The organism is Bifidobacterium crudilactis, assembly GCF_000738005.1.
Taxonomy (GTDB): Bacteria; Actinomycetota; Actinomycetes; order Actinomycetales; family Bifidobacteriaceae; genus Bombiscardovia; species Bombiscardovia crudilactis.
This window is the reverse complement of record NZ_JHAL01000002.1, coordinates 1,105,513-1,120,994: the sequence shown is the minus strand read 5'-3', so window position 1 is coordinate 1,120,994 and position 15,482 is coordinate 1,105,513. Positions and strand designations below refer to the sequence as shown.

General features: G+C 57.5%; 13 protein-coding genes and 1 pseudogene. 11 read left to right on the top strand and 3 right to left on the bottom strand.

Annotation, left to right across the window (positions count from 1 at the left end; all coding sequences use genetic code 11):
- Positions 1-231: 231 nt before the first annotated feature.
- Positions 232-1,044 carry a Bax inhibitor-1/YccA family protein gene (locus tag DB51_RS06885; protein ID WP_034252791.1) on the bottom strand — a complete coding sequence of 271 codons (813 nt, stop codon included), beginning with the start codon at positions 1,042-1,044 and terminating at the stop codon, positions 232-234.
- Between the two features lie 337 nt (positions 1,045-1,381).
- Here DB51_RS06885 and DB51_RS06880 point away from each other — a divergent pair, with 337 nt between their 5' ends.
- Positions 1,382-2,188 carry an aldo/keto reductase gene (locus DB51_RS06880; protein WP_034254135.1) on the top strand — a complete coding sequence of 269 codons (807 nt, stop codon included), beginning with the start codon at positions 1,382-1,384 and terminating at the stop codon, positions 2,186-2,188.
- A gap of 382 nt (positions 2,189-2,570) precedes the next feature.
- Here DB51_RS06880 and DB51_RS06875 read toward each other — a convergent pair whose 3' ends face one another.
- A complete protein-coding gene (locus tag DB51_RS06875; RefSeq protein ID WP_034254133.1) occupies positions 2,571-3,311 on the bottom strand; it encodes a GTP pyrophosphokinase in 741 nt (246 codons plus the stop codon).
- 172 nt (positions 3,312-3,483) lie between these two features.
- On the opposite strand from DB51_RS06875, the gene miaB reads away from it, so the two are divergent.
- The 3 genes from miaB to DB51_RS06860 all read left to right on the top strand — a co-directional run bounded on the left by miaB (position 3,484) and on the right by DB51_RS06860 (position 6,953).
- Positions 3,484-4,935 carry a tRNA (N6-isopentenyl adenosine(37)-C2)-methylthiotransferase MiaB gene (gene miaB, locus DB51_RS06870; protein ID WP_034252788.1) on the top strand — a complete coding sequence of 484 codons (1,452 nt, stop codon included), beginning with the start codon at positions 3,484-3,486 and terminating at the stop codon, positions 4,933-4,935.
- 199 nt (positions 4,936-5,134) lie between these two features.
- Positions 5,135-6,118 (top strand): tRNA (adenosine(37)-N6)-dimethylallyltransferase MiaA, encoded by a 984-nt coding sequence (gene miaA / locus DB51_RS06865; protein ID WP_034254130.1) that lies wholly within the window; start codon positions 5,135-5,137, stop codon positions 6,116-6,118.
- Positions 6,119-6,200: 82 nt separating this feature from the next.
- The gene (locus tag DB51_RS06860) at positions 6,201-6,953 is read left to right on the top strand and encodes a carboxymuconolactone decarboxylase family protein (protein WP_034252786.1); all 753 of its coding nucleotides are present in this window, start codon (positions 6,201-6,203) and stop codon (positions 6,951-6,953) included.
- Positions 6,954-7,091: 138 nt separating this feature from the next.
- Here DB51_RS06860 and DB51_RS06855 read toward each other — a convergent pair whose 3' ends face one another.
- Positions 7,092-7,865 carry a Fic/DOC family protein gene (locus tag DB51_RS06855; protein WP_034252785.1) on the bottom strand — a complete coding sequence of 258 codons (774 nt, stop codon included), beginning with the start codon at positions 7,863-7,865 and terminating at the stop codon, positions 7,092-7,094.
- A gap of 146 nt (positions 7,866-8,011) precedes the next feature.
- On the opposite strand from DB51_RS06855, the pseudogene DB51_RS06850 reads away from it, so the two are divergent.
- The 7 genes and pseudogenes from DB51_RS06850 to DB51_RS06820 all read left to right on the top strand — a co-directional run bounded on the left by DB51_RS06850 (position 8,012) and on the right by DB51_RS06820 (position 15,419).
- Positions 8,012-10,910 (top strand): annotated as a pseudogene (locus DB51_RS06850) (FtsK/SpoIIIE family DNA translocase).
- A 195-nt stretch (positions 10,911-11,105) separates the two neighbouring features.
- Complete coding sequence (gene pgsA, locus DB51_RS06845; protein WP_034252783.1) at positions 11,106-11,768, top strand: CDP-diacylglycerol--glycerol-3-phosphate 3-phosphatidyltransferase; 663 nt, start codon at positions 11,106-11,108, stop codon at positions 11,766-11,768.
- A complete protein-coding gene (locus DB51_RS06840) occupies positions 11,768-12,337 on the top strand; it encodes a CinA family protein (protein ID WP_051867356.1) in 570 nt (189 codons plus the stop codon). Before pgsA ends, DB51_RS06840 begins: the two co-directional genes overlap by 1 nt.
- A gap of 160 nt (positions 12,338-12,497) precedes the next feature.
- Complete coding sequence (locus tag DB51_RS06835; RefSeq protein WP_034252782.1) at positions 12,498-13,019, top strand: helix-turn-helix domain-containing protein; 522 nt, start codon at positions 12,498-12,500, stop codon at positions 13,017-13,019.
- Between the two features lie 118 nt (positions 13,020-13,137).
- Positions 13,138-13,371, top strand: coding sequence for a DUF3046 domain-containing protein (locus DB51_RS06830; RefSeq protein ID WP_034252779.1), 234 nt, complete (start codon positions 13,138-13,140; stop codon positions 13,369-13,371).
- A gap of 230 nt (positions 13,372-13,601) precedes the next feature.
- Entirely contained in the window at positions 13,602-14,771 is a 1,170-nt protein-coding gene (recA, locus tag DB51_RS06825) for a recombinase RecA (RefSeq protein ID WP_084674614.1), read from the top strand.
- A 45-nt stretch (positions 14,772-14,816) separates the two neighbouring features.
- Positions 14,817-15,419, top strand: a complete 603-nt coding sequence (locus tag DB51_RS06820; protein ID WP_034252777.1) for a regulatory protein RecX — start codon at positions 14,817-14,819, stop codon at positions 15,417-15,419.
- Positions 15,420-15,482: the final 63 nt, after the last annotated feature.

Here is a 15,482-nt window from a genome sequence, read left to right as displayed (position 1 = left end):
AGCTGAGCCGTTAAGTGTGAAGCACGGTGTGCTTCACATAGGCTCGGTGAGCGCCCGCCAAAGCCGCGAAGAAGCGCGAAGCGTTTGCCACACGGCGTAATACGCAACGCAACTTCCCCGGAAGTCAGGCTCGGTACTCGCCCCAATAGAAAACTGCACCAACTGGACAGCTTGTACGGGAACTTTCCCCCGAATTGCTGTCCTGTTGATGCAGTTATCTGTATGTGCTCGCTACCTGTTGTTCGAGCCGAAGAGTTGGAGCAGGTAGAGGAAGAGGTTGACGAAATCGAGGTACAGATTCAATGCGCAGAGAATCGAAATGCGCTTGATCATTTCAGGTCCTTGCGAGGCGAACTGGGCGAAGATGGCCTTGGTGCGCTGCGCATCGTAGACGGTCATCAATGCGAAGAGCACCACGCCGATGCCGGCGATGACCCGTAATGTGGTGGCGCTAGGCGCGAGGAACATCAGCACCACTTGGGAGATGATCAGCACGACGAGACCGACCAGCAGGATTGGGCCTGCTTTGAGCATATTGATTTTGGTGGTGAGCGCGAACATGGTGAGCGCGAAGTAGAAGGCGGCACAGAAGCCCAGGGTGATGATAATGGTGCTGGCATCGTAGGCCCAGAAGATGGAGCTCAGTGTGAATCCCATCAATGCCGCGTATCCGTAGAACATCAGACGTGCGGTGGATGGTTTGATTTTCATGATGCGTGCGCCCAAGGAGATGGCGAGTCCGACCTGGACGATGGCAAGAATCATCCAACCGAGGGTGCCGGTTGCGGACATGTATGCCTGGAGTGCTCCGGTGACCTGCGTCACCAGGGCCACTGCTGCGGTGACCACCAGTCCTAACGCCATTTCGCCGTAGGCTTTGGTGATGGAGGTGCGCGAGGCCTGCTGCACGCTGTCATATGAGTATGCGGCCTGAGCGTTGATCGAGGATTGCTGTGCGAAAGGCTGCTGGCCGTATTGCTGCTGGTTTGCCTCGTCCTGGTAACTCTGTCCTTGATAGCCTTGAGGCTGTCTGCCAAATGACATTGCTGCTCCTTCTGCATAGAGCTTGTCGGTGTGCTTGCGTCATATGCATGGTGTCTATTGCATGCCGTCCCTTGCAGGCATGCGGTGCGTACATCACATAGTATGTGAGGAAGCTTACTGTTCTATGAATCGCACCGAATTATTCCGGCGGCGCAGTCTTTTCGATTGCTGCGCCCAACGATACGATGGTGCGGACAGGATGTTCGCCATCATTTGTTGCTCGTGCATTCGGCACGGGTATGAAACTGACTCGGGGAGGAGAGATATGCAGAGCAAGGGACCTGAAATTCTCACACTGAATGCTTATGCGGGAGACGCAGAGAGTACTGGGGGTGCTGTGGGCACCACGGGTATCGGCATTCCGCAGCTCGGTCTTGGTGTGTTTCAAACCCCGGAGGGTAAGGAAACCGTTGATTCTGTGCGTTGGGCTTTGGAAGCCGGGTATCGCCACATCGACACCGCCGCTGTATATGGCAACGAGCGGTCGGTCGGAGAGGGAATGCGCGAATCCGGAGTGCTGCGTCGTGATATCTTCCTGACCACGAAGTTGTGGAATGACGATATTCGTGCAGGTCGTACAGAGGAGGCCTTCTATGAGAGTCTTGACCGTCTCGGGACCAGCTATGTCGACCTGTACCTGATTCACTGGCCGGTTGATGGGTGGCAGCGCGCCTGGGAGGTTATGGTTGATCTTTACCATCAGCATCGTATTCGGGCTATCGGTGTCAGCAACTTCCAGCGTCATCATCTTGAGGAGCTGCGGGCCATCAGCGCCGTACGTCCTGCGGTCGACCAAATCGAGTCCTCGCCGCAGTTCCTGAATCAGGAGTTGATTGACTATTGCCACGGTAAGCGAATACATGTCGAGGTTTGGAGTCCATTGGGTGGCACGGGCGGTACCTTGCTCAAGGACCCCGTTTTGCAGCAGATAGCCGAGGCGCATGGCAAATCTCCCGCACAGGTGGTTATTCGCTGGCATCTGCAGCGCGGCGTGATCGTCATCCCGAAGTCCACTCACGAGGAGCGAATCAGGCAGAATTTCGACGTCTTCGACTTCTCCCTGGACAATGCGGAGATGGCCGCCGTAAGCGCGTTGAACACCGATACGCGCAACGGCGCAGACCCCGACAACTTCGATTTCTAGAATCAGGGACATTACCCCGCTCTTTCGATACACATATGGAAGGCGATAACTGCACTAAAAGGACAGCAATTTGGTAACAATCTCCCCGAAAAGCTGTCCTTTTGGTGCAGTTATCTTTTTGGCACGGCCACATAGGCGAGGTGAGCGCCCGCTGAGGGCGTGAAGGCCGCAGGAGGCTATTCCTTGTGTGGTGCTTCTGGAGCGCCTTCCTCCTGCTGAGCCGTTAAGCGGGAAGCCCTGTGGGCTTCCCGCAGGCGAAGTGAGCAGCCGCTAAGGCTGCGAAGAAGCGCGTAGCGCTTGCCACACGTCGTAATACGCTACGCAACCTTCCCGGAAGTCAGGCGAGGTGAGCGCCCGCTGAGGGCGTGAAGGCCGCAGGAGGCTATTCCTTGTGTGGCGCTTCTGGAGCGCCTTCCTCCTGCGGCGCACCGCTGATGTCGCGGTGGATGGACTGCATCTGGACTTCGATGTTCTGCAGTGAGCGTGCGCAGTCGAGCAGTGTCTGTGAGTGCTGGGCGAGACGTATGTCGGGCAGGTCGGATTTGTATCTGAGCTGGTGTTCGAGGCTGGCCCAGTAGTCCATGGCGATGGTGCGGAACTGCACTTCGACAGGAGTGTAGTGGGGCCCGGAGGTGAGGAAGACCGGTACGGCGTAGATGACGTGCAGGCTGCGGTATCCGTTCTGTTTGGGGTTGCGTATGTAGTCTTTGACCCGCAGCACCTGGATGTCCGATTGTTCCGAAAGGTAGCGGGATACGGCGTACACGTCGTCCCGGTAGTTGCATACCACGCGTATGCCTGCGACGTCGAAGAGATTGTCTTTGATGGCGTCCGCGGTGGTGGGCAGGTCCTTTCTGTGCAGTTTTTCGACGATGGAGTTCGCGCTTTTCAAACGTCGCTCCATATGATGAATTGGATTGTGGCTGAAGCGGACCTGGAATTCGTTGTCGAGGATTTCGAGCTTGGTCCCTATCTCATACATTGCGCCTTCATACACTTGCATGAGGTCGATGAATTCGGTGACATCGCCGATTTCCACGTTGTTGACGGAGCCGCTATCTAGGGTTTTGATTCGGGTCGCCAGTTCTGCCGTATTCATTACGTTTTTGCGATCTAATATCACAGTCGCCTCCTCGGCGGAATATTCGTACCCTGTAGAACTATCCATCGTACCCATCGGTCTGGCGATTGGCTGGAGTTTTCGTTGATGGTCACGAGCTTCTCACGGCCATGGTTGTTGTTTGCGGGCGCGCGGCTTGCACGCTGAAGGTCGGTGTTCGATAGAATCGGTGCTTATGGATGAAGCGATGATGACCGATCAGGAGCGTCTGGGCGCGCAGCCGGATGCTGTCGGTGCGGGGCGTGGACGTGGCGTGTACTACGTGCATACTCTTGGATGTCAGATGAATGTGCACGATTCGGAACGTATTTCCGGAGTGTTGGAGCAGGAAGGCTATGTTCCCGCCAGCGCCGCGCAGGTCGAGGGCAGGGACCTGGATTTGATCGTGTTGAATACCTGCGCTGTCCGTGAGAACGCCACCGACCGCATGTACGGCACCTTGGGGTCCTGGGCGGAGCTGAAGCGTGACCGCCCGCAATTGCAGATTGCCGTTGGCGGTTGCATGGCTCAGAAGGACCGTGAGCGAATCGCCAAACGTGCACCCTGGGTTGATGCGGTGTTCGGCACGAAGAATATCGCTTCCTTGCCGCATCTGCTGCAGGAGTCCCGCGAGGTGCATGGTCCTCAGGTGGAGATTACGCAGGATCTGACGTATTTCCCCAGTGAGCTTCCCGCCGCGAGGGCGTCCTCCGTGTCTTCGTGGGTGTCGATTTCGGTCGGCTGCAACAATACGTGCACCTTCTGCATCGTTCCGGCTGTGCGTGGCAAGGAACGTGACCGCAGGGTCGGCGATGTGCTTGATGAGGTGCAGAGATGCGTTGATTCGGGTGCGAAGGAGGTGACTCTGCTCGGGCAGAACGTCAACTCCTTTGGATATTCGACCGGGGACCGTTTCGCGTTTTCCAAGCTCCTGCGAGCCTGCGGTGATATTCGGGGTCTGGAGCGCGTGCGCTTCACGTCCCCGCACCCGGCTGCTTTCACCGATGATGTGATTGAAGCCATGGCGCAGACGCCCAACATCATGCATCAGCTGCATATGCCTTTGCAATCCGGCTCGGATAAGGTGCTCAGGGCGATGCGTCGCTCGTACCGCACCGAACGGTTCATGACGATTCTCGGGAAGGTTCGCGAGGCGATGCCCGATGCCCAGATCACTACGGATATCATCGTGGGCTTTCCGGGGGAGAGTGACGAGGATTTCGAGCGGACGATGGATGTGGTGAAGCGCTCCCGTTTCACTTCGGCGTTCATTTTCGAGTATTCGCCGCGTCCCGGCACTCCGGCTGCGACGATGGAGCAGGTGCCGCAGGATGTGGTTCGTGAGCGTTTCCGTCGGTTGAATGCTTTGCAGGAATCGATTACCGCCGAACGGATGCAGGATTTCGTCGGTAGCGAGGTTGAGGTGCTGGTCACCGACGCTCGTGGGAGAAAAGATCAGGATACTCATCGTGTTACGGGTCGTGAGCGTACGGGCGTTTTGGTGCATATCGGTGCTCCCGCCGGATTCGACGTGCCCCGGATTGGTGATGTCGTCAGGTGCACGGTGACGCGTGCGGGCAAGCATTATCTCATCGCGGACCCGGACCCGCAGCGTGATGGACAGGTGTATAGCATTGTCTGGAAGTAACGGCGGATGTCGATCGGCACCGGTGACCGCGCCGATGAACGCGGTGACGACCGCGGTGACGATGATGGGGCCATTACGGTGTCGACGGTACGGCGGCGCATGGAAGGAAATCATGACAACGGTGAGGGACTCCGATACGGATGAGGCTGCGCTGCCGGCGGATGATAACGGCATGGAAGGCAATGATGCTCTGGAGGCCATGAGCCGCCGTCGGGTGGTATCGATTGTAGGTCCAACCGCTTCCGGCAAAACCGGTCTTGGCATCGCTCTGGCGAATGCGCTTGCCGAGGACGGCGACAGTTGCGAAATCGTGAATGCCGACGCCTATCAGATGTACCGGGGCATGGATGTGGGAACCGCGAAGCCGAGTGCCGATGAACGCGCACGTGTGAAGCATCACCTGGTGGATGTGATCGATGCGAATGACAGCATGAGTGTGGCCCGGTTCCAAGGCATGGCAAGGGATTGCATTCGAGGTTTGTCCTCACAGGGGATTCGGCCGATTCTTGTCGGCGGTTCTGGTCTGTACGCGCGTGCGGCTCTGGATGACATTCGTTTTCCGGGAACGGACCCGTCTGTCAGGCACGAGCTGGAACGCCGGGCTGCGGAGGATGGCCCCGGTCTGTTGTTCGAGGAACTCAGAAGGAAGGACCCGGAAGCCGCGGCGCATATGGATGCTCACAATGTCAGACGCACGATTCGGGCTTTGGAGGTTATCGCCATCACCGGCATGCCGTATTCCGCGAATCTGCCCAGATACCGATATGTCGTTCCCTGTGTGCAGATCGGGTTGGACCTGCCGCGAGAGGCGCTGGACGAACGTATCGATCAGCGTACCGAGTTGATGCGGCGGCAGGGCTTTGTTGATGAGGTTCGACGGATTCGCCCCAAGCTGGGAGCGACGGCGGCCCGCGCCTTGGGGTACCAGCAGATTATCGATTATCTCGATGGACTGATTGACCTGGATGAGGCGTTTGCGGATATCGCGCAAAAGACCAAGCGCCTTGCACGCAAACAGATGGGGTGGTTCGGCAGAGATCCGCGTATTCATTGGTTGCAGGCTTTGAATCCTCGACTCCTGGAGAATGCAGTGGCGATTGTGCGGCATGCGGATGCGGGTGATTACGATTCCACCGATGCGCTCGCCGACAGTTACACCCAGCATCATCTGGGTGCCGTGTAGATGGAGCACGGTGAAGCTCAGACGCCATGTGGTCCTGGGCTGTTCGCAGTTCTGAATACCGAGAAGAAAACGAGGGTCGTGTATGGCACGTCATTCCATGCGAAAAGGATTGGGACAGCTCTTCCAGGACGAGAAACCGCTGGGGGAGAGCGACCCTGAGTTCATTGAGATGTTCAATCGCTTCGCCTACAGCAACGTGGCGAAGCATGGTTCGCTCGATGACCGCCAACGTTCCGTGGCGGTGCTGTCATCGTTGATGGGTTGCGGAGCGGTCGAAGAATACGGCGTGATGGCACAGGTCGCGCTTCGCGTCGGTGTTGACCCTACCGAATTGAAGGAACTCATATATCAGGCGGTAGCGGTTCTGGGTATGGGACCTGTTCTTCCCTTCCTGAGTGTGGTCAACGAGCTTCTGGAATCCAAGAGCGTGAAGCTTCCTCTGCAGCGGCAGCTCGCGGGGAAGGGGGATGACGCAGCGGTCGCCGCCGTTCAGGGGGCGACCGCGGGAGCGCATGTGTCGACGGATTCGGCTCCTGTCTCAGGCGATGATGCCAATCCACGGTTCGAGCAGCTCAGGGTCTGGGAAGACGAGTATCTGAACCGGGGCTGCTATTCAAGCACGGTTTTGGAGTTGCCGCTACGCGAGTTGTCGACCTTCTGTCTGCTGGCGGCTCTGGATAATGTCGATGTCGAGTTGGAACGGAGCATGCACGCCAACGCGACCATCGGCAACGACGAGGAGTTCTTGGCCGATGCGTTGCTGCAGTGCGCGCCTTACATGGGATTCCCGCGGGTACGCCATGCATTGGCATGTATAGGACGCTTTCAACGATAAATGACGTTTGTGTAGGGATTGCCAAGTAGACCGGCATTATCAGAATCCGAAAATGGCGAAATCACGTACGCTTCGATGAGGATGTCATCCTTGGTTCCGAGAAAATCCCTACACTACCGGTATTTCCCCGGAACATGCTCAGTGTGCTGGCCCCTGATCCCATCCGGCGATGAGAAATGTGCGCGTTGGGTTCGCCGGTCTGATGATGCGTCCGAACAATCCCGCAAAGGCCGAGGTGTCGCCGTTGTATGCGGTGTGTTTGGCCTGCTTGTACGAGCGGACGTCCACGGTTCCCCAGTCAAGGTCCCATCCGGCGTCGTGGGCAAGACGGGATGCGAATATCCTCAGTACCATGGCGTTGCCTCCGACGAAGGGGTGAAGGTATCCCAGCTCGTCATAGATATGAGCAAGCTCATTGACGAAATCCGCCCGGTCAAGGCACTTGAGATTGCGTTTGTCCGCGAGTTCGCGTGAGATATTGGCCGCACCGGTTTCGATAAGATTCGCCGGGAAGAACGCTTCGGGGTTCGCCGAACGTACGCCATCGGCCGCTCCGGATTGGTTTTCCGCCGAGTTGCCCTTATGCGAGGCGGTTGCTTTGACGGTGTCCGCTCTTCGCAGTTCGCCCGCATCGTCATAGACGCTGTCGAAAAGCCCCAGATGGATGGCACGCAGCTCATCCAAGTCTCCCCTCGGCGGCCAGCCTTTGGCGATGAGCCGTACCGTACGCGCGACGATGCTGTCCGCGGTCTGACCTGCATCACCGGCGGCTAGCAATTCCTCCAGACCTACGGACCCATGCTCATAGGACCGTGCGGCGTTGGCGGTCGTCTCATTCGGTGTCAATGATTCCAAGGCGCAATTCTTCCAAGCAAATGCGACTGCGCTCGCACGTTCTGCCGGTGTTGTCATAGTCCTGATGGTAGCCGTAAACGATGCGGAGCACATCTCGGGCTGAATCCTGCGCCTGGAATGCATATAGGGTAAGGGAGAAAAATTGTGCGAAGATACCTGAAAATCAGCGAGGCCGGCTTCTCTCCGGGTAATCTGGATGCGTTATGACAAGAAGCACAGCCTCAGATAATAAAGACTCCGCATCAGCTAAGCAGCGCCGGTCCTCGTCGGCGCGATCCTCCTCCGCGTCCAAAGGGACTTCGAAAAAGGGCGCGGTCGAGCAGGACCGTACCCAGATGCAGGAACCGTTCTGGAAGAAAGCCATCCTGAGCGTGCCACGAGGTTTCGGCTCGCTGATTCGCTCGATAACCGGTGTCGGACAATACGATCCCGCTTACCGCAGCGACGGTCTGTGCTTCATGTTGATTATCTTTGCGGTGCTGTTCTGCGCCAGCGAATGGTTCCGTGTGGACGGCGCCCTCGGACGGATGCTCCATGCCTTGGCATCCGGTGCATTCGGTCTGATGAGCGTGGTGCTGCCGGTGTTGTTGGTGATCATAGCCGCAAGGTTGATTCGCAATTCCGGTTCCCATTCGGAAAATCCGCGCGTGGTCAGCGGATGGTTCCTGCTGTTGTGGTCCATCTGTTCGATTATCGATGTGATAGGAGCTTCGGATCACAGGGTCTTCGACATCGGTATTCTTCAGGATTCCGGAGGATTGCTCGGCTTCGTGCTGGGTTCTCCATTGGCGTGGGGGCTGTCCAAAGGCTTCGCCGTCGTACTGTTCGTGATTGCCGCCGTGTTCGCGGTGATGATGATCGCGCATCTGCACGTCGACGATATTCCAAGACTGGGGAAGGTCATTTCGGCGCGTGTACGAGGCGAATCCTCGGACGTGAAAGATTCCGATGAAGAGTTTCCGAATGAGGTCACTCTCGGCGATGACACCATCGCCTTCGCACAGGGAGTGCCGAGCCATGCGGATGGTGAGGATGGTCTCGAGGAGGATTCGGCTCCGAAACTGTCCTGGTGGTCTCGTCTGTTGCGTCGAGGGCGCGGCGAGGGCGAGAATCGTCGACTTGACAGGTACGAGGGTGATGATGCATTCCAGAAGGCCGCGAGCCAGCATGGTGAGGCTGCCCAGACAACGCTGGACGATGGTCGTTCCGGTGATGCAACCGCGGTGTTGCCGCACATCCAGATGCCCGAGGCGGGTACCTCGGGCGCAGCTGGCGCTGTGGCCTTCGGCGCGCCGGCCGCAGCCTCCGGCATGCCCGGCGTGCCGAGTGCGCCGACCCGGTCGATGGCGGGGAAGGACGGCGTCGATTCGGCGAATCACGGCACGGAAGCCTGGGACGACCCCTGGAACCCGTCGAACGAAACGCGGATGATTCCCGGTGCCGACGGAAGCACGGACAAGGCGTCGACCGGTGACGAGACGGCGGTGCTGTCATCTGCTGTTTCGCCGGCAGCCGTGGGTTCGTCACTCGAATCAGGTGGTGTCGCAGATGCCGATGCCGACGTGCCACCTGATTCCTATCAGTTGCCGTCCTTGGAACTGTTGGCTCACGGAAAGCCTCATGCTGCGCGTACCCCTGCCAATGATCATGTGATTCAGGCGCTGCAATCGACGTTCCAGCAGTTCGGGGTGGATGCCAAGGTCATCGGATTCCTTCGCGGTCCTTCGGTCACACAATATGAGGTCGAGCTCGGTCCGGGCGTGAAAGTGGAGAAGGTCACCAATCTGCAACGCAATATCGCGTATGCCGTGGCCAGCTCCGATGTGCGTATTCTTTCGCCCATTCCCGGCAAATCCGCTATCGGCATCGAGATTCCGAACGTTGATCGAGAAATCGTGCATCTGGGCGATGTGCTTCGTTCCGACAAGGCTCAGTCAGATGACAATCCGATGCTCTCAGCCGTCGGGAAGGACGTCGAAGGGCATTTCGTCACCGCCGATCTGACCAAGATGCCGCATCTTCTGGTCGCAGGTGCCACCGGTTCAGGTAAGTCCAGCTTCATCAACTCCATGCTGACATCCGTCATCATGCGTTCCACCCCCGAACAGGTCAGACTCATCATGGTCGATCCCAAGAGGGTCGAACTCAGCGCCTATGCCGGTATTCCGCATCTGTTGACGCCTATCATCACCGATCCCAAGAAAGGCCGCGCAGGCACTGGAATGGGTGGTCAAGGAGATGGATGCCAGATACGATGATCTGCAGTATTTCGGATTCCGCCATGTGAAGGACTTCAATGAGGCTGTGTATGCGGGAAAAGTGCATGTGCCTGAAGGTTCGAAGAGAAAAGTGGCACCGTACCCCTATCTCCTTGTGGTCGTGGATGAGATGGCCGATTTGATGATGGTGGCCAAGAACGATGTCGAAAGTTCCATTCAGCGCATCACGCAGCTGGCGAGAGCGGCCGGTGTGCACCTGGTTCTTGCAACGCAGAGGCCATCCGTGGATGTGGTGACCGGTCTGATCAAGGCGAATATCCCGTCTCGACTGGCCTTTGCGACCTCCTCGGCCACCGATTCGAGGGTGATTCTGGACACGACCGGTGCCGAGACGCTGATCGGTCAGGGTGATGCGTTGTTCCTTCCGATGGGTTCGGCGAAGCCCATACGAGTGCAGGGCGCATGGGTCGGGGAATCCGAGATACGACGCGCCGTCGATTCGGTGCGAACACAGCGCAAGCCTCATTACCGTGAGGATATCGAGCAGATGACCGAGCGTGCCGAGAACAAGCCGGAACCCGATGAGGATATCGGGGACGATATGGATGTGTTGTTGCAGGCGGCCGAACTGGTGGTCACTTCGCAATTCGGCTCGACTTCGATGCTGCAGCGAAAGCTGAGAGTCGGCTTCGCCAAGGCCGGACGCCTGATGGACCTGCTGGAATCACGGGGGATAGTCGGCCCCTCGGAAGGGTCCAAGGCTCGTGAGGTTCTCGTGCAGCCTCAGGACCTTCAGGAGGTTCTGGCCTTCATCCGTGGTGAAACCAATAGCCTCGGGGCGGCGGATGAATCGGCGCAGGCGTCGCAGCAGCCGGGTGCGTAGCATTTGCGGCCGTGCAGTGCCAAGCTGACCTCAATCAGCCTCGGCGAATGCCCGGATGCCTTGCCTTTTCGGCATTCAGCCGTAAGACATGGCAGTGGAGTAACGTTGTTGAAGCTGATTATATGAACAGTAGAAGAATTTTTTGGATACGCCGTTGGAGTGGGAATCATGAGTTCCGTTGGTCAAGGAGAGGGTATGGAGCAGCACTCTGAACCTGAGTCAAAGCAGACGAAGGGACACTTGTTTGCAGGGTGGAACAGCCCTCCGAATCTGGTGACGTATGTGAGGATCGTTCTTGTGGCGGTGTTCATTGTCCTGGACGTGCATGCAGGGCGTTTCGGTGTCGAGAATACGAGTATGCGCTGGTGGGTATTCGCACTGTTCGTATTCGCCGCGTCGACCGACAAGCTGGATGGCTGGCTGGCGCGTAAATACGACCAGGTCACTGAGCTCGGAAAGCTGATGGATCCGATTGCGGATAAGCTCCTCATCTGTTCAGCACTGGTGGTCGCTTCGTCGCACGGAGAACTGTCCTGGTGGATTACCGCGTTGTTCCTTATTCGTGAGCTAGGCATCACTGCCATGCGCTTTGTGGTTATAGATACCGGTGGGAAGGTCATTGCAGCCTCGCAGGCAGGGAAGTACAAGACTTTGGCGCAATGCGTGGGTATTGCGATGCTGCTTGCTCCTGTGTGGTCGATCATGTCCTTGTCCGAGCAGGTGGTTTCCTGGTATCAGAGCCTGACTCTGGTCGTCATTCTGATTGCGTTGTTCCTGTGCTTGTATTCCGGTGCCGAGTACTTGGTGAATACCTTCGCCGGACGCGGTCGTTCGCAGGAGAACGGCCAGGTCCGATAATGCCCCGAGTCGGCCATGAGGGTGGCAGCAACGACGCGAGTATGGATACGGACGAGGTGGCATCGCGTATTCTTCGCTTCTGCGATGGACGGCATCTTGCCATCGCCGCTGCGGAATCCCTGACGGGTGGTTTGCTGGCGGATGCCTTTGTGCGTGTTCCGGGAGCTTCGTCGGTCTTCCTTGGTTCCGTCGTTACTTATGATATTCGTGCGAAGGCAACGATTCTCGGTGTCGACCGCGAGCTGTTAAGCACCCAGGGGGCGGTCAACCCTGAGGTTGCTCGGCAGATGAGCCTCGGAGCTGGGGTCTTGTATACGGGTGCTGCACAAGGGCGCTCTCTTGTGACCTTGTCCACAACCGGGGTGGCGGGTCCGGGGCCGGATGGGACTCATCCGCAGGGAGAGGTGTATATCGCCGTCGCGGTTCCCGATAATGCCCCGGCTTCGCCCTCGACCAATCGCCCGGGTGTTCATGTGCGGCATCTGCAGTTGGACGGTTCTCGCCAGCAGATACGTGCATCGACGGTCCTGGCGGTTCTGGAGCTCGCGGCACGGCTTTTGGGTTCTTGATTCCGGTTTTTGGCACCTCCGAGCACTGTTTCGGGCTTTCCTGTGAGCTCCCTCACATTTTGTTAGTTTACGTACGCTTTGAGGAATATTTCGCGCTGGGCGTTGTTGTGCAAGATGAAGGTTACAGAAACAGCTTCAGGCGGTATGAAAGGGGCACGTGATGACAGATAATCAGACAGTGTTGCGACACACCGAGGATTCCTTCGAGCTGCAGTCGAATGCAGTACGTGAGGGAGCGGCCCGAGTCAGGGATTTGACCCCAGCCCAGCGTCGTGCGGTCGTATTCGCACAACAGCAGGTACTGAGGGCAAGAGCGGCTAAGAAAGCCAAGGATGAGCGTCAGGCGGCGCTCGCACGTATGTGGATGAAGGAAGAAGGCGGTGACGTCCGCTCCGTGGCCGCGGCCGCAGGTACGGCGGATGACGCCTATGCGGGAACGCATCAGGTATCCTTGCGGGAGGCCATCGGACATGTGTTGCGCGATCTCCGTAGCAAGGATCACAAGACCCTTCGCGAGGTCAGCGAGAATGCCGGAGTGTCGCTCGGATACCTCTCAGAGGTAGAGCGTGGGCAGAAGGAAGCCAGTTCGGAACTGCTCAGTTCGATAGCCGAGGCACTCGGTGTCAGCGTCTCCCAGATGCTGCGGATGGTTGCGGACTATATAGAGTCCCTGCAGGATTGATTCGAGAGGATTCGCGAGGATTCTCATTGATAGTTATGCTTACACGCCGTGTCAGTGGTATTAGGACCGGTGACGGTGCAGAGGATGTGTGTTCAGCTAATCGAAGGGGTTGTGGTCGTTGAGGGAACGGGAGTTCTGGGAATTGCTCGAAGAGGTTTTCGGGCGCAGCTACGGGCGAAGTCTTTCCAAGGACCAGCAGTTGCATGAACTGGACTCCCTTACGGTTGTAGAGGCGTTGGAATCGGGTGTCGAGCCTCGTACGGTGTGGAACGTGCTGTGCGATCAGATGGATATACCCGATTCGAGACGTTGGGGCAAAGACCATAATGCCCCTCCTATGCCTGCCAGGTAAAGGCATTCTTACGGTTCGCCGAGTTCAAGGTCGTTCATATCGCCGACTTGGCGTATTTGTATTCGAACAAATGTTCGGGTATAGTCGTCCACGCAGCTCAGTTACTCACTGCTCGACAGTCAGGCGCACATTCGACCACATTGCTTGTGGAAGTGTTCATGTGCCTGAATACGGTTCTATGGTGTTACTGTCGCAGCAGGAAAACAGCTTAGAACACAAGGAGAGGCCAGATGGCACAACATACAAGCGCCCGCGCATCGAAGAAATCCTCTGAGAACGATACGCAGTCGCGTCGCCAGGCGGCGCTGGATACGGCGCTTGCCCAGGTGGAAAAGAATTTCGGCAAAGGCTCCGCAATGCGTTTGGGCGACAGACCGGTGCAGAATGTCGAAGTGATTTCCACAGGCTCTCTGGCATTGGATATGGCGCTTGGCATCGGGGGACTGCCTCGAGGCAGGGTCGTCGAAATCTACGGCCCCGAATCTTCCGGCAAGACCACACTTACGTTGCATGCGGTGGCCAACGCTCAGCGAAACGGCGGGGTAGCGGCCTTCATCGACGCCGAGCATGCACTCGATCCTGAATATGCCCGTAAGCTAGGCGTCGATACCGATTCGCTGATAATCTCACAGCCCGACAATGGCGAGCAGGCGTTGGAGATAGCGGATATGCTGATCCGTTCGGGTGCTTTGGACATCATCGTCATCGACTCGGTTGCGGCTCTGGTGCCGAAGGCGGAAATCGAAGGCGATATGGGCGACAGCCATGTCGGTCTGCAAGCCCGCTTGATGAGTCAGGCTCTGAGGAAGATGACCGGTGCATTGGCACAGGCGAATACCACGGCGATTTTCATCAACCAGTTGCGTGAGAAAATCGGCGTATTCTTCGGAAGCCCGGAAACCACGACGGGTGGCAAGGCCCTGAAATTCTATTCCTCCGTCCGACTGGACATACGTAGGATTCAGACTTTGAAGAACGGTGATGAGGCGGTCGGCAACCGCACCAGAGTCAAAGTCGTCAAAAACAAAATGGCCCCGCCATTCAAATCCGCGGAATTCGATATGCTGTACGGAGAGGGCATCTCACGCGAAGGCTCGATTCTCGATATGGCGTTGCAGACCAACATCGTCAAGAAGTCGGGCTCGTGGTTTACCTATGATGGTGACCAACTGGGGCAAGGACGTGAAAATGTCCGCCAGTTCCTCAAGGACAACGCCGAATTGACCAGTGAAATCGAGAACAGAGTCAAAATGGAGTTCGGTCTCATCCCGCGTCCTGAGGACAGCGAGGATGCCTCCGGAGACAAGAATGCAGGGGACGGCGGGAACAACGGCACTGATGGACCGCACGACAATGATGCCGCCGCAGGGGTCGAATCGGCAGATGCATCCGCCAAGTGACGAGGATGAGAATGGCGATTCTGCGCAACAGCAGAGTGAGCGCGCATGATTTCCGCTGACGAATTTCTCAGCAAGGTACAGATGCCGACCGAGTTCGCACATGACTCCTCGAGTGATTGTCAGCGTGACGGTACAACGACGATGCCGCAGAGTACCCAGCGGGAAGCTGATAACAGGTCTCCGGTGGAGCAGGAATGTTTCGAAGAGTGCAAGGAAGCGGCGCTGCGTTCCTTGGACGCTGCGCCAAGGTCGTCGGCCGATTTGGCCAAACGTCTCCAGCGCAAGGATTTTGATGACGTTCTTATCGCCGAGGTCATTCAGCGTCTTCAGGAATTGGGTCTGCTCGACGACGAATCGTATGCCGAAGCTCTGTTGAGGTACTGTTTGCAGCGCGATATGGGCGAACGTGGCGTGAGGATGGAGATGTCGCGCAAAGGCGTTGATTCCGTGGTGTCATCACGGCTGATTGAGGAGGCCGCTCAACAAGGTCAGTTCGTCGATGCGGCGTATGCTCTCGGCCGATCGGTGGCGCGAAGAACGCAGGGGATGGAACGCAAGGTCCGGATGAGACGGTTCTGGAGTGCTGGAGGCAGAAAAGGCCACAGTCCTGACACACTCCGACAGGTGTTCGCCGACGTGTTCGACTGATGAGCGCTGCGATACAGGCGGATTCGGCATTCGGCAAAGGGTGCGTATAACCGGCTCATCACA

Coding starts and splice junctions, on each gene's coding strand:
- DB51_RS06820 (WP_034252777.1), top strand. CDS start 14,817: ATGATTTCCGCTGACGAATTTCTCAGCAAGGTACAGATGCCGACCGAG.
- DB51_RS06840 (WP_051867356.1), top strand. CDS start 11,768: ATGCCCCGAGTCGGCCATGAGGGTGGCAGCAACGACGCGAGTATGGAT.
- DB51_RS06860 (WP_034252786.1), top strand. CDS start 6,201: ATGGCACGTCATTCCATGCGAAAAGGATTGGGACAGCTCTTCCAGGAC.
- miaB (WP_034252788.1), top strand. CDS start 3,484: ATGGATGAAGCGATGATGACCGATCAGGAGCGTCTGGGCGCGCAGCCG.
- miaA (WP_034254130.1), top strand. CDS start 5,135: ATGAGCCGCCGTCGGGTGGTATCGATTGTAGGTCCAACCGCTTCCGGC.
- pgsA (WP_034252783.1), top strand. CDS start 11,106: ATGGAGCAGCACTCTGAACCTGAGTCAAAGCAGACGAAGGGACACTTG.
- recA (WP_084674614.1), top strand. CDS start 13,602: ATGGCACAACATACAAGCGCCCGCGCATCGAAGAAATCCTCTGAGAAC.
- DB51_RS06885 (WP_034252791.1), bottom strand. CDS start 1,044: ATGTCATTTGGCAGACAGCCTCAAGGCTATCAAGGACAGAGTTACCAG.
- DB51_RS06855 (WP_034252785.1), bottom strand. CDS start 7,865: ATGACAACACCGGCAGAACGTGCGAGCGCAGTCGCATTTGCTTGGAAG.
- DB51_RS06835 (WP_034252782.1), top strand. CDS start 12,498: ATGACAGATAATCAGACAGTGTTGCGACACACCGAGGATTCCTTCGAG.